Raw genomic sequence first — 14,346 nt, 5'->3', positions numbered from 1 at the left:
AGACATAAAATCACTTCCTTCAAGTTTTAGTTTACATGATTTGTTATTTTATGTCTACAAACTTATTCTAGCACCAGCCACTATTTTGAAAAAAATCTTTGATGGTTATGATTTTGTACAAAATCATAAAAACTATTTTAATAAGATTTTATACAACGGTAAAAAAATTTCAAATGTTTATGCCATAAATAAAAATGAAATTGATAAAATATTTTTAAAAGATAGTTCTGATCTTATGGGCATTTATAAAGAGAGTGTTATTAGATTATTAAAAAATGAAATTATCAATAGGTTTATACATAAAGAGGAAAAAATTGTAAATATAAATGTTTATGATGCTACACTTAAAAAAACCATTATTTTTACTAAAATTATTGTAGAAAATCAAGTTATTACAAAATGTTCTGATGAAGATTTTAAAGAGGAGCAGTACTATTCATGTAAATTCACTAAAGAAATAAAAGAATTAGAGATACTCCCTAAATCTAAATTTGAAAAAAATCCATTAAAGAAAGATTATAAAACTAAAATCTATTTAAACACAGGCTATTTATTCAAAAAGAAAATAGTATTTGGAAAATAATATTGATTAAAATTTAATTTTGTGGTATTTTAATATTGTGAGTGCCCTACTTTTCAACTAATCCTCGATCTATGATTTGCTTTAATCTATTTCAGGAGGTGTTTGATGAATTATGAACTTTTAATTTGTCTATTAGGATTAGCTAAAAGCATTATTGAGCTAATTATAATATACAAAAAATAATAGTTTAGGGTGCTCCATTTTTTTGTCGACCTAGAATAAAGCGAAAATAGTAGCTAATCGACAAACAATAAGAAATATATATTAGAGAATATCTCTTTGACTTGAGTAAAAATTAAAGATAATTTTAAATAAAATTTATAGTGTTCGACATATTGAACACTATAAATCCTTAATTGACAATAATTAAAAAAACTACCTGGTCTATATCCACAATAGTGGAATTATAACCCTTTTATTAAATATTCGTGAAATTCATTTTGAATAGGTCTATATCCACAATAGTGGAATTATAACTTATACACGACTTCATTAATTGCAGGAGAACCTGGGTCTATATCCACAATAGTGGAATTATAACGCATAAAGCCTATAATCATAAAGTTCTTTCTCTGCGTGTCTATATCCACAATAGTGGAATTATAACCACAAAACTTCAACTCTAGTTAACTCTTTATCTAAGTCTATATCCACAATAGTGGAATTATAACAACCAACTAACATTTACTTCTCCATTATGAACTAGTCTATATCCATAATAATAAAATTACACTTATAATATATAAGCACCTTTATTACAAAAAAATAAAAACCCCCTCAAATTTTAGCTACTAAAATGCTTAGTTCGAGGGAATTTTTTTATATATCTCCATTTTTTCCTAAATTTGATAAAAACTCATACTTCTTTATTATATCAACTATCTTTTTTTTACTCGGATTATTTTCTAATTTCTCTAAAAATTTATAATTATTAACTAAATCTAAAAAATTAGATAATGCATCCAAATGAGTATCTTCATCTTGAGAAGTAAAAGTTAGCATTGTTTTTACGGGTGTATTCTCTGGAAAAAGTATATCATTTCTAAAATTTAATAAAACCATCTTACTTTTAAAAACATTACCAATATTTTTGCTATGTGGAAGAGCTACTTTATTACTCATAACCATATATGGTCCAAACTCTTTTACTCTATCGATTATACTATTAATATAGGTTATATCACATATATCATTGTCAATCATTACTTTGCCTGCTATTTTAATAGCCTCTTCCCAATCTTCACACTCTACATCTAGAAGAATATCTTCTAACATGTCAGATAATTTTAGTTCATCACTATGTATATCATTTATTAAAATCTCATTCATCAATATCGATAGGTCTTTTACTAAAACATTTTCATTTTTTACTACTCCATTTCTTTTAAAAATTTCCAATAAATCTGATAGGAAAACACGATTCTTTCTTTTACTTAATCCAACATTTTCAAGTAAAGTTATATCCTCCTTAGATAATATTGTATTTATAGTTATACAGGGTTTTCCAAGATTAATTTCATCCATATTTATAGTTCCCACTATAAGATCTATATTTTCTAAAACATAATCTTTTAATCTATAAAATGGAATAACCTCAACAATATTAACTGCAAAATTCTCACTTATTTGTTGAGATAACAATTTTGATGTTCCATATCCTGAACTACAAACTACTAAGATATTATTTTTTCTATTTTCAAGTTTATTTGTTCTATCTAAAGCTGCTTTAAAATGAATAGCTAAAAAAGCAATTTCATCCTCTGTTATCTCCAATCCTATAAAGTTTCTCAATGGCTTAACAGATTTTTTAGTTCCCATGAAAATCGGTTTATAAAGTTTTAAAAAATCTTTTAAAATACTATTTTCTAAAACCTGATTATTTTTTAATCTATGAATAGTAGGCTTTAAATGATTGATGATTCCCTTTAATAAAACTTTATCTCGAGACAAATTCACTCCCATATTTTCAGAAAAAATCTTAATTATTTTTTTAGCTATTATATCAATCTCTATCCAAAACTGATAACTACTATTTTCAGTTGAATAGCAATGACTTCCTAAAAAATAATCTGTTAAACGAACTTTTTCATTTGAATCAATTTTCACTTTATATTCAGTTTCTAAAAGATCTAAAAATTTATTTATTACTTTATATTCTTTTAACCCTTGAAAAAATACCTGATTTTCAATTTTAGATATATGTTTTTCTTTTTTTAATCTATCAATTGTTATTAAAATATAGTTATATAAATTTATATATGGTTCATCTGATATTACATGTTTTGTACTATCCATTATCAATTTTAAAAAGATTTCTATTTTTTCTTTATCTATATTTTCATAATACTTTTCAAGAATACTTGAAAAATAAACATCTTTTGAATACATCAATACGAATTTCAATTGTGCTTTTCTTATATTCTCCTCTTCACCAACAAGAATCAAACCTTTTTGTATCTCAATCTCTAATTTCAATTCATATTTTTTTAAATTTTCTCTAACTATCTTTAAAATATTCTTTACACTAGTTCTACTAATTCCAAGCTCTGCTTCTATATTTTTAAGGTTTATTCTTCCTAAAAATAAAACCTTAAACATTATAAGCTCATCCTTATACTCTGTTATATCCATATTTTTTATAGATTTATCAGCCACCATTACTAAAATATTTAAATTTGTATAAGATATTCTCCCTTTTTCAAACTTTTCAATCTCAGGATGATTGTTCTTTTTTAATATTTCATTTATTTTATCGATATCATATCGTATACTTCTTTCATTTATACATAAAAGTTCTGAAAGTAACTTATAACTAATTTTCCCATTATATTTTATAATATATTTAAGAATTTCAATCTCTCTTTTAGTCATTATTTCCTCTCCATTTTTTTAAGTTATTTTATCACAATTTATACATTTTTTCTATTTTTTAACCATATAGGGTTAAAAAAAATCATATTTTTTTGAAAAATTATGATTCTATTATTTTTATTTTTAATTTGATATCATAGGATAAAAATAAAACTTAGGAGGTTTTTATGAATTTCAATAATTTAATCGACAATAATTTAATTCTTTTAGATTCAAATTCTTCAAATAAAACTGAAGTAATTGAAAAATTAGTTGATCTACTTGACGAAAACGGAGCTCTTATAAACAAACATGAGTTTCTTGAAGCTGTTTTACTTAGAGAAAGTAAATCTCCAACTGGATTAGAAGATGGTCTTGCTATTCCTCACGGAAAATCTTCTTCTGTTAAAATCCCCAAAATCGCTGCTGCAAGATTAAAAAATAAAATCAAAGATTGGGAATCTGTTGATGAAGGTAATGAGGTAGATTTAATTTTTTTAATAGCTATTCCTGATTCAGAAAAAGGAACAACACATATTGAAGTTCTTTCAAATCTTACGACTCTTTTTATGGAAGATGGGTTTATAGATTCTCTTAGAAATGCTAAAAATAAAGATGAATTCTTGAATATTATTTTAAAAAATGATAAATCAGCTCCTCTAAAAAATCAAACTATCAATAAAAAAGAAAAAGTATTTGAAAATTCAATTGATGAAAATAAATCACTTAAATTTAAACTTAACAAATTAAAAGAACATCTTCTTTTTGGAACCTCACACATGATTCCATTTATTGTTGCTGGTGGAGTTCTACTATCTCTTGCTGTTATGTTATCTGGTAAAGGAGCTGTTCCTGAAGCTGGATTTTTAAAAGATATGGCTGATATGGGAATCGCTGGACTTACTCTTTTCACAGCTGTTCTTGGTGGATATATTGCCTACTCAATTGCTGATAAACCTGGTTTAGCTCCAGGAATGATTGGTTCATGGATAGCGGTTCAAAACTATAAAACTGGATTTTTAGGAGCTATTATAGTTGGATTTATAGCTGGTTTTATTATCAATCTTCTTAAAAAAATTAAACTTCCAGATAGTATGAAATCTTTAGGTTCAATTTTTATTTATCCATTAATTGGAACATTTATAGTTTGCGGTATTGTTATGTGGGGAATCGGTATCCCAATAGCAAGTATGATGACAAGTATGAATGCATGGCTTGCTAGTATGGCTGGTAGTGGTAAAGTTGCACTTGGTGCTATTCTTGGTGGAATGACAGCTTTTGATATGGGAGGACCAATTAATAAAGTTGCTACACTTTTCGCTCAAACTCAAGTTGATACACAACCTTGGTTGATGGGGGGAGTTGGAATAGCAATTTGTACACCGCCTCTTGGAATGGCTTTAGCGACTTTCTTATCTCCTAAAAAATATACAAAAGATGAAAAAGAAGCTGGAAAAGCTGCTGCTATAATGGGACTAATTGGAATTAGTGAAGGAGCAATTCCTTTTGCTGCTGCAGATCCTATGAGAGTTTTACCTGCTATAGTTGCTGGTGGAATTGTTGGAAATATTGTTGGATTTGTAATGAACTCTATCAATCATGCTCCTTGGGGTGGATGGATTGTTTTACCAGTAGTTGAGGGAAAATTTGGATACATACTTGGAACAATTTTAGGAGCTTTAACTACGGCTTTAATTGTAAATATTTTAAAACCTATCGCTTCTGAAACATTAGATGAAGAGATGGAAGAATTAAATTATGAATCTGTTGTGGGTGAAGGAGAAGCTGAAATTTTAGCTATAACATCTTGCCCCTCTGGAGTTGCTCACACATTCTTAGCTGCTAAAGCTCTTGAAAAAACTGCCTCTAAAATGGGAATTAGAATAAAAGTTGAAACTCAAGGAGCTAACGGTATCGTAAATAGAATTACTCAAAAAGATGTCGAAAATGCTAAAGTTGTAATATTTGCACACGATGTAGCTATTAAAGAACCTCAAAGATTTAAAAATATAAAAATGCTAGATGTAAAAACAAAAGTAGCAATTCAAGATCCAAAAAAATTAATTGAAGAAAGTTTAAAAAATATTTAAACTTTATAAAAACAATAATAAAAAAGTAAATAAAAAAGAGATATGCGTGCATATCTCTTTTTTATCTATCTTTTCCAAACTCAAAATATATATTAGATAAAATTTCAAACTGTTCTTGCTTAAAATCATACTCCAAGTTTTTGAGTAAACGTTCTTGAAGTTCCTCATTTTTTTGAGAATAGATAAAATTAAGTTGTTTATCATATCTCATTCCTAAACTACTTCCTATTTTCCATTTTAAAAAATCATAAAAAGTTTCTTTACTATACTCCTCTGGTATCAAAACTCTTTCAAAGTCAATTTTATCAAAAACTTGTAAAATTAATTGAAATCTTTTCTCTTTAACTCTCTTCATTATCAAATTTTCCAAACTTATCACCTACATCTCTTCGCCATGTGTTTGAATAACTTTTTGATACCAGTAGAAACTATCTTTTTTTATACGTTTCATATCTTTTAAATCAAAGTCATCTCTATTTATATATACAAAACCATATCTTTTCTTAAACCCTTGATGAGAACTTAAAATATCCATAACTGACCAAGGAGAGTAACCCCACATCTCAACACCATCTTCCATCGCAAGTCTACAGGCTTCAATATGATCTCTCAAATAATCAATTCTATAGCTATCATGAACTTTTCCATCTTCTGTTAATACATCATGTGCACCTAATCCATTTTCAGCTATAATCATTGGCAATCTGTATTTTTCATAATATCTATTTAAAACCAATCTAAGACCCAATGGATCTATCTGTGCTCCATACTCACTCGCTTTTAAATTCTCATTTTTTATATGTCTAAAATATCCATACTGATCAAAGTCAACTTGATTCATGATAGACTCTCTTTCACCTAAAACATGATTTTCATCAACTGGTAAATGCTTTATACAAAGAGTTCTATAGTAATTAACAGCTATAAAATCATTTGTAGCTCCTTTTAAAATATCCTTATCGATAGCCTCTGTTTTAGGAACAATGTTTCTCTCTTTTAAGTATCTCATATAATATTTTGGATACTCACCATAAACATGCATATCTAAAGCGTACTCAGTTTTAAAACAATCGTTCATCTTAGCTGCCCATACATCCTCCGGCTTACTTGTTGCCGGGTATGAACAAGTTGATGAAACAGCTGGACCTATTTTTCCATTTTCAACAACTTTTCTAAAAACTTTAACAGTTAAAGCGTGAGCTAAAAACATGTGATAATCCATTTGAGCTCTCATTCTATCCGCTTCCCATTTATTCTCAACATCTATGTTCATTCTCTCATCAACTCTAACCATTAAATTTTGCTCGTTATGAACTTGCCAATTTTTTACTTTAGCACCAAATCTTTCAAAACATATTTTTGCATAACGTTCAAAAGCAAAAGCACACTCTCTATCTTCCCATCCATTATATTTTTCAACCAATGCATAAGGTAAATCAAAATGATAAAGTGTTATGAAAGGCATAATTCCCTTTTCTAAAAGATAATCAATAACTTGATCATAAAACTTTATTCCATCCTCATTTATCTCTCCATCACCAGTTGGAATAATTCTAGCCCAAGAGATTGAGAATCTATAAAGCTGAAGTCCTAACTCACTCATTAAATCTATATCAGCTTTCCAGTTGTTATAAAAATCACTCGCAACTTTTGAATCAGCCTGTTTATCTGAACGTTTAAACGAATTGAAATCTGCAACAGTTTTTCCTTTTCCCCCTTGATTCCATCCACCTTCAATTTGAAAAGCTGATGATGATGCTCCCCATAAAAAGTTTTCTGGGAATTTTTTCATTTTATCTTGTATATCCATTTTCACTCCTCTATCTATTTTTCTAAACTTTCAATATCTTCAAATCCAAATAGGAATGTTAAAAGAGCCGAACCAAAAAATGCAACTCCAATTCCTATTAGATAAAACACAAATTTTTTCATTCCAAATGCAGCATAAGTTGCTATTGTTAAAACTCCATTGTTAGCAAACGAGTCTCCATAAACTCCTCCAGCTCCCATTATAGCTCCTCCTAATGCACCACATACAACAGCATATATCATAGGTTTTTTCAATCTTAGGTTACATCCGTATATTGCTGGTTCTGTTATTCCACATAAAGCTGCCGAAATACTCGCCGAAGCAGCTATCGGTTCTAAATTTTTATTTTTTGTTTTTAACATAACTCCAAGAGCCGCTCCACCTTGAGAAAAGTTTGCTGCACCAGCAAAAGCCAATAAATTCTGACGACCAAAAAGTGCCACATCATTTATCCCAATTGGAATCAACGCTCTATGTGCTCCAAAAATTACAAACACACACCACATTCCTCCTACAAAAGCTCCACAAAGAATCGGACTAATTCCCATCAAAGTTCCATACATAAAGCTTATCATATTTCCTATATATATTCCAATAGGTCCAAAGAATAAAAATATGGCAGGAATCATAATAATCAATGATAAACCTGGAACTAATATTATTTTTAACACCTCTGGTATAATTTTTTCTAAAAATTTTTGCACATAACTTAAAATAAAAACTCCAATTACAATTGGAATAACCGAGGATGTATAACTCGCTTTTGTTACCTCTAGCCCAAACATGTAAACAGATGAACTTCCAGCCATGAGAGCTACAATTGCAGGAGAACACATCGTTCCACCAAGTGCCATAGCTATAAATTCATTTGCTTTAAATACTTTTGCACTCGTATAAGCTAAAATTATTGGCATAAAATAAAATATTGCATCTGTTGCTGTCATAATTATTGTATAAGTTTGATTGCCTGTTATATCAATTCCTTTATTTGATGCTAAAATTCTTGCAACTGTCAAAGTCCCTTTAAGTAAACCTGATGCTGCAATTGCCGGTACCATTGGGGTGAAAATTGTAGAAATTGCAATTAAAATCCTATTCCATATATTTCCAACTTCTAAACTTTCATTTTTATTTTCTTCTTTTTTCACTTCATCTTTTTGTGATAATATAGGTACAATCTCTAAGTAAATTTTTTCAACTTTCGAACCTATAACAACCTGAAGTTGACCTCCGCTTTCTATTACAGATATAACTCCTTCTAACTGTTCTATCCTTTTTTTATCAACTAACTTCAAATCTTTAAGAACAAACCTTAATCGAGTAAAACAATATGTCAACTCTTTAACATTGAATGTTCCTCCTACTTCCTTTAATATATCTCGTCCTATTTTATTGTAATTCATATATAAATTTTCTCCTTTTATGATAATCAAGTTCATTATATTTAAATTCTACCATTATAGTGTAGTATTTGCAATTTTTTTTACTTCAAATATTTTTACAATAAAATAAAAAAGGTACTCATTTCTAAGTACCTAATTATTTACACAAAATTATTTATTATTTTATTTTTACCAGACTTTTTTGCTTCGTAAAGAAGTTTATCACTCTCTTCATAAACTTTATTACATTTTCGAGATAATCCTCCACTCACTGTTACTTTTATATCTCTAATCCAAACTAAGCTCTCAATAGTCTTTCTTATATCTTCGCTTATAGCTACACATTTCTCTTGAGAGCAATACTCTTCTAAAAATAAGACAGCAAATTCTTCTCCACCAATCCTATATACTTTTACTTTATACAACTCCTCTTTCATCAATAAAAGTTGTCCTATCTTTCTTAAAACACTATCTCCAAATCCATGGCCATAAGTATCATTTATTTTTTTAAAGTTATCTATATCAAATATCAGCATATAATAATCTTTATTAGAAATCTTAACCATCGTACTATCGAATGATTTTCTATTGTTAATTTTAGTTAAAAAATCAGTTGTAGAAACTTCTTGTAGTCCTACAGCTTTCTTAAAAGAGAAAATAATTACTAACAATAAACTAATAATATATAAAGACATCCTGATAACTCTATTAACTAGGATTTTATACTCTCTATTAGAAATTCCACTCTCCATAGATTCAATCATATATAATGATAACATTTTATAGTTTATTTCATTTATTTCTGTAATTTTTCTATCATATTTTCTTTTTAAATGCTCATATTTTTCAAAATTATCAGTTTTTCTATAATATTCAAATAAAATTTCATAACTATAATACAAAAATCCAAAATCACTTTTATTTTCAACAGAATTTAGAATATTCAATGTTTTTTCCTCTGAAAATTCAAGTATTGCAAAATATAGATTATATAAGGACTCAGCAACTGAGTAATATATATGTTCATCTATAAAATAAGAAATTTTTCTTTTAGATAAGAATTTTTGAGCTTTTATTAAATGGTCATACGATTTCTTTTCATTTCCCAAATAAGCATAATTATAACTATATAACGAATGAACTACAACCATCAAACTATCAGTATAAGCCTCTTTCTCTTCTGAAGATTTTGCCACTATTTTATCTAAAGCTTCTAACGACCTGTTATAATTAGAAATTCTTATATTATTTTCTGCTAAATTTAAAAGTGCAACAATTTTTACTTGGTTTGAATCTTTGTAATTTCGTTCCTCTTTTAATATACTCTCTAATATTTCATTTGATATTTCATAACCATTTAAACTACTAATAATAATAGATAAGCCCATTTTTCCTCGATCAACATCATAATCACTATCAACATACTTTGCTAATTTTATGTACTCTAAACAATATCTAATTGACTCTAAAAAATTTTGACGTCGCATTTTTAAAACCCTAAGCTTATTTAACACAAATAGAGAATTTTTAGGAGATAATTGATCGCTTAATAAAAGTTTTCCTAACATATAGCTCCCTAATTCGACTCCATTTTCACTATTTAATAAAGGTCTTGCAATCTCTACAACTTCATCATATCTAGAGTTATACTCCCGCTCTTTTATATTTTCAAATTGCTCTAAAACAGACTTTTCTAAAACTGTTAACTTCCCTTTTAATTCCTTTGAATCAATTTCTTCTATTAATTCTTTAGGAAAAGTTTTTCTATTTACTTGCTTCCAAAGTCCTTTAGTAAAAAAAACTCCAAAAACTAAAAAAAACAGAACAACTGTCCAATATCTTTTCTTCATCAAATCCCCCTTATTTTACTTATCTCAGACTTTAATTATAACATATTAAATCCCTTTTTTATAACACCTACAATTAAATTTCTATATTATTTTTCTTAAAAGAATGCTATAATGATGGATAAACAAAAAATATTTTTAAATGGAGATGTAATGAACTTTAATGAATTTAATTTTAAACACGAAATAATGACACAGATTACTGCTGTTGGATATAAAGAAGCAACACCTATACAAGCTGAAGCTATTCCAACTATTTTAAGCGGGATAGATGTACTTGGACTTGCTAAAACGGGAACTGGAAAAACTGCGGCTTTTGTTCTCCCTATCTTAGAAAAAATAGCTACAACTAAAGGTAAGGGAAAGGGAGTAAGAGCACTTATTATAGCCCCGACTAGAGAACTTGCTGAGCAGATTAACAACACAATACTGCAACTAGGTAAAGGTATTGGAATTAAAACTTTAGCCGTTTATGGTGGTACTTCTGTTAAGAAGCAGATTGATGTTCTTAAAACTGGTGTTGACATCGTTGTTGGTTGTCCTGGAAGAATTTTAGATCACATCAATCAAGGAAATCTAGGATTAACAAGACTTGAATTCCTTGTTCTTGACGAAGCTGACCATATGTTAGATATGGGATTCTTAAAAGATATCGAAAAAATCGTTAAACACACACCAAAAAAGAAACAAACTCTGTTTTTCTCTGCAACAATGCCAAAAGAGATTAAAACTCTTGCATTTAAAGTTTTAGAGAAGAATCACAAAACTATTGAAATAGAATATAAAGATCCTGTAAAACTTATTGAACATGAGTTATATCACGTTGAAAATCTTGATAAAAAAGCTAAATTAGTTGAAATTTTAGAAAATTCTGATATTGAATCAGTTATTATTTTTACTAACGGTAAACATAAAGCTAAATATTTAAGTAGAGTTTTAGAAAATAAAGGTTTTAAAGCTGTTCATTTCCAAGGAAACCTTTCTCAAAACCAAAGAGATGCAGCTTTATCAGGTTTTAGAAATGGAACTTATAATATTTTAGTTGCTACTGATATTGCTGCAAGAGGATTAGATATCCCTCAAGTTACGCATGTTATCAACTATGATCTTCCTAAAACTGCTGAAGCTTTTACCCACAGAAGTGGAAGAACTGGAAGAGCAAATAAAAATGGTATCGTTTTGACTTTCTCAGCCTTTGAAGATAAAAAATTCTTAGCTGATATTATAAAAACAAACAAAACTGAATTTGTGACAATTCACGGACAAGAAGGAAAAACTGCTCCTAAAAAACCAAAAGATACTTTTAAACAAAGACCTAAAAGAGAGTTCGATTCAACTAAAAAATCAAATTCTGAAACTAGTAAAAAATCATCTGGTAATAAGTTTTGGCAAAAAAAAGCTGAAAACAAAAGAGCTAAAACAAACAAGACAAACATAAAGTAGTTAAAAAAAGGATTTAGTATATTGCTAAATCCTTTTTTTTACTCTGCCTTTAAGGTTTTCAATTTCAACAAATGAGTTAAAACTGCAAAAAATATTATTACTAAAGCCGTTCTTCCATAAATATTATTCATAGATAAAAAACCTTTTCCCATCCCTAAGGTCATAACTATTATTGCTATAACTTTATTCTTATAAGTTATTCCTTTTTTTTCCGTATAATCTTTTATATATTTTCCAAATATTTTATTTTCTAAAAGTAATCTATGGAACTTCTCAGAACTTCTTTCAAAAAGAAATGCAGATAATAAAACAAATGGGGTCGTCGGCAAAATAGGTAAAAATATCCCTATAGTTCCTAGCAATAATGATAAGCACCCCAACATAAAAAATAACTTTTTTTTCATAAAATCCTCCCAAGTTTAATTTATACTATTTTAGCATATTTTACTTTGAATTTCAAATTATTTAAATATTTAATATTATTTTCTTGCAAAACAATAAATATTGTGGTAATATTATTTTGATTATCAAATATTTAGTCGGAGGATTTCAATGAAAAAACACTTTATTTATTTAGGGCTTATAATCTCAGCTCTAAGCCATGCTATGGAACCTGGTAGTGAAGGAGTGTATCTAGAGAAGAGTGTTATCTCTACTGTTGGATATGAACAATCTTTACAAAATACTACTAAAAACATTCAAATAATTACAAAAGAGGAAATCAGTGAAAAAAACTTTAAAGATATAACAGAAGTTTTGGAAAGTTCACCTCTAATCACAATTACAAGAAACTCTGTCGGAGAAAGTATTCAAATGAGAGGAAGTGGATTAAACTCTAAAGCAACAGTTCAAGTTCTTGTTGATGGAGCTGCTATAAATCCAGTTGATATAAACCACGGTACTTTACCGTTAAATTCAGTTTCTGTATCATCTATCGAAAAAATAGAGATTCTTCCTGGGGGAAATGGAGTTCTTTATGGAGATGGATTCACTGGTGGATTGGTTAATATAATAACTAAATCTTCTGTTGATAAAACAGGAGGGTATGTTGGATTTAGATATGGAAGTGACAACGAACGTAGATTTGAAACAGGAACTTCTATAAAAGTAAATGATAATCTAGCTTTTATTATTGATTATTCTAAAGAGGATAACGACACTAATAGAGATTATGAAAATACAAAAAATGAGCATTTTAATTTAACTACACTTTTAAAATTAAGTGAGGATGATAAATTAAAATTACAATATACATACTACAACAAAAAATCTAAAACAGCTGAACTTTTAACTAAATCTGAATTAGATGCAGACGCATCTCAATCAGGAGTTGATTTTACTGGTTCTGAGCTAACTTCAGGTGCAGTTGGATCTACTGATCAATTAGATAGAAGCAACTTAAAAAGAAACGAATTTGCTGTAAATTATGATAAAACTATTAACTCTAAAATTTCACTAAACTTAAATATGAGTTACCAAGAAAATGTCAATGATGTTTATACAAAAGAATTAACATCAATAGGTCTTCTTATTAAGCCTGAAACTTATAGCGAATATTATGCAGATAATATAGGAACTTTCACAGATGAAAAATTCAAAATAAATCCATCTATTAAATATGAATATGGAAATGATAGCTACCTAATTTTAGGATATGACTACAAACTTCAGAAAAGTAGTAGAGATTTTGATAATTTTATGGATATGTACAAAGTTTATAACTTAGATAGTGAAAAAGAAAGTCATGGTATCTATGTATTCAACAAAACATCTGTAGATAAGCTACAGTTTCTTCAAGGTGTTAGAAGAGAATGGACAAGTTTTGATACAACAAAAACTACTCACTATTCTCATCAAGTAATGCCTGGTTTTACTGTCGATACTGGATTAAAAGCTGAAGAAATAAAGAAATCTATGAGAAATGATAGTTATGAATTTGCTATTAACTACTTATACTCTGATACAGGTAATATCTATACTAGATTTGAGCAAAGTTTCAGAACTCCAGCTCCAACTGAGTTCCAAGATAAGATAAATAATGTCTATGCTATCAACGATTTAAAAGCAGAAACAAATCAAACTATTGAAATAGGATTAAAAGATTTTGCTTTCGGAAGTTTCATATCATTAAACGCTTTTGCAGGTAGAACTAAAGATGAGATCTATTACGAAGAAGTTACACACGGAAAACATTGGACTTACTCAAACTTAGATGAAACTAAAAGAAAAGGGTTTGAAATGGGATTAGAGCAATCTGTTGGAAAATTTGGGAGTATACCAAATTTAGTGTAAATTAACTTCTTAGCTATCAAATTTTAAATGTCCAAATAGGCTATCTTAA

General features: G+C 28.2%; 10 protein-coding genes and 1 CRISPR repeat array. Of the genes, 4 read left to right on the top strand and 6 right to left on the bottom strand.

Features of this window, described 5'->3' with window-relative positions; translation table 11 throughout:
• A partial coding sequence (locus tag L992_RS11375; protein WP_197053427.1) for a hypothetical protein occupies nucleotides 1-583 on the top strand: 583 nt, incomplete at its 5' end.
• Between the two features lie 382 nt (nucleotides 584-965).
• A CRISPR array of direct repeats spans nucleotides 966-1,317; the repeat unit is 29 nt; unit sequence GTCTATATCCACAATAGTGGAATTATAAC.
• A gap of 85 nt (nucleotides 1,318-1,402) precedes the next feature.
• Here the strand turns inward: L992_RS11375 and L992_RS11370 are convergent.
• A complete protein-coding gene (locus L992_RS11370) occupies nucleotides 1,403-3,454 on the bottom strand; it encodes a transcription antiterminator (protein ID WP_047396355.1) in 2,052 nt (683 codons plus the stop codon).
• Nucleotides 3,455-3,621: 167 nt separating this feature from the next.
• Between L992_RS11370 and L992_RS11365 the strand changes: the two genes are divergently transcribed.
• Complete coding sequence (locus L992_RS11365) at nucleotides 3,622-5,523, top strand: PTS fructose transporter subunit EIIC (protein WP_047396353.1); 1,902 nt, start codon at nucleotides 3,622-3,624, stop codon at nucleotides 5,521-5,523.
• A gap of 61 nt (nucleotides 5,524-5,584) precedes the next feature.
• Here L992_RS11365 and L992_RS11360 read toward each other — a convergent pair whose 3' ends face one another.
• From L992_RS11360 to L992_RS11345, 4 genes are all read right to left on the bottom strand, one after another.
• Nucleotides 5,585-5,893, bottom strand: coding sequence for a hypothetical protein (locus L992_RS11360; protein ID WP_156110693.1), 309 nt, complete (start codon nucleotides 5,891-5,893; stop codon nucleotides 5,585-5,587).
• A gap of 9 nt (nucleotides 5,894-5,902) precedes the next feature.
• Nucleotides 5,903-7,333 carry a glycoside hydrolase family 1 protein gene (locus L992_RS11355; RefSeq protein ID WP_197053426.1) on the bottom strand — a complete coding sequence of 477 codons (1,431 nt, stop codon included), beginning with the start codon at nucleotides 7,331-7,333 and terminating at the stop codon, nucleotides 5,903-5,905.
• Between the two features lie 14 nt (nucleotides 7,334-7,347).
• Complete coding sequence (locus L992_RS11350; RefSeq protein WP_052193985.1) at nucleotides 7,348-8,736, bottom strand: PTS transporter subunit EIIC; 1,389 nt, start codon at nucleotides 8,734-8,736, stop codon at nucleotides 7,348-7,350.
• 140 nt (nucleotides 8,737-8,876) lie between these two features.
• Nucleotides 8,877-10,565: a GGDEF domain-containing protein gene (locus L992_RS11345; RefSeq protein ID WP_047396350.1), complete on the bottom strand. Its 1,689-nt coding sequence runs from the start codon at nucleotides 10,563-10,565 to the stop codon at nucleotides 8,877-8,879.
• A 111-nt stretch (nucleotides 10,566-10,676) separates the two neighbouring features.
• Between L992_RS11345 and L992_RS11340 the strand changes: the two genes are divergently transcribed.
• The gene (locus L992_RS11340; RefSeq protein ID WP_081982900.1) at nucleotides 10,677-12,005 is read left to right on the top strand and encodes a DEAD/DEAH box helicase; all 1,329 of its coding nucleotides are present in this window, start codon (nucleotides 10,677-10,679) and stop codon (nucleotides 12,003-12,005) included.
• 38 nt (nucleotides 12,006-12,043) lie between these two features.
• Here L992_RS11340 and L992_RS11335 read toward each other — a convergent pair whose 3' ends face one another.
• Entirely contained in the window at nucleotides 12,044-12,409 is a 366-nt protein-coding gene (locus L992_RS11335) for a YbaN family protein (protein WP_047382616.1), read from the bottom strand.
• Between the two features lie 148 nt (nucleotides 12,410-12,557).
• Between L992_RS11335 and L992_RS11330 the strand changes: the two genes are divergently transcribed.
• The gene (locus L992_RS11330; RefSeq protein WP_047396345.1) at nucleotides 12,558-14,297 is read left to right on the top strand and encodes a TonB-dependent receptor; all 1,740 of its coding nucleotides are present in this window, start codon (nucleotides 12,558-12,560) and stop codon (nucleotides 14,295-14,297) included.
• Nucleotides 14,298-14,346 lie beyond the last annotated feature (49 nt).

It is taken from the genome of Cetobacterium sp. ZOR0034 (genome assembly GCF_000799075.1).
Classification (GTDB): domain Bacteria; phylum Fusobacteriota; class Fusobacteriia; order Fusobacteriales; family Fusobacteriaceae; genus Cetobacterium_A.
The sequence above is the reverse complement of the archived record's forward strand: the minus strand, read 5'-3'. Positions and strand labels throughout refer to the sequence as shown.

Coding starts and splice junctions, on each gene's coding strand:
- L992_RS11370 (WP_047396355.1), bottom strand. CDS start 3,454: ATGACTAAAAGAGAGATTGAAATTCTTAAATATATTATAAAATATAAT.
- L992_RS11365 (WP_047396353.1), top strand. CDS start 3,622: ATGAATTTCAATAATTTAATCGACAATAATTTAATTCTTTTAGATTCA.
- L992_RS11355 (WP_197053426.1), bottom strand. CDS start 7,333: ATGGATATACAAGATAAAATGAAAAAATTCCCAGAAAACTTTTTATGG.
- L992_RS11350 (WP_052193985.1), bottom strand. CDS start 8,736: ATGAATTACAATAAAATAGGACGAGATATATTAAAGGAAGTAGGAGGA.
- L992_RS11345 (WP_047396350.1), bottom strand. CDS start 10,565: ATGAAGAAAAGATATTGGACAGTTGTTCTGTTTTTTTTAGTTTTTGGA.
- L992_RS11340 (WP_081982900.1), top strand. CDS start 10,677: ATGATGGATAAACAAAAAATATTTTTAAATGGAGATGTAATGAACTTT.
- L992_RS11335 (WP_047382616.1), bottom strand. CDS start 12,409: ATGAAAAAAAAGTTATTTTTTATGTTGGGGTGCTTATCATTATTGCTA.
- L992_RS11330 (WP_047396345.1), top strand. CDS start 12,558: ATGAAAAAACACTTTATTTATTTAGGGCTTATAATCTCAGCTCTAAGC.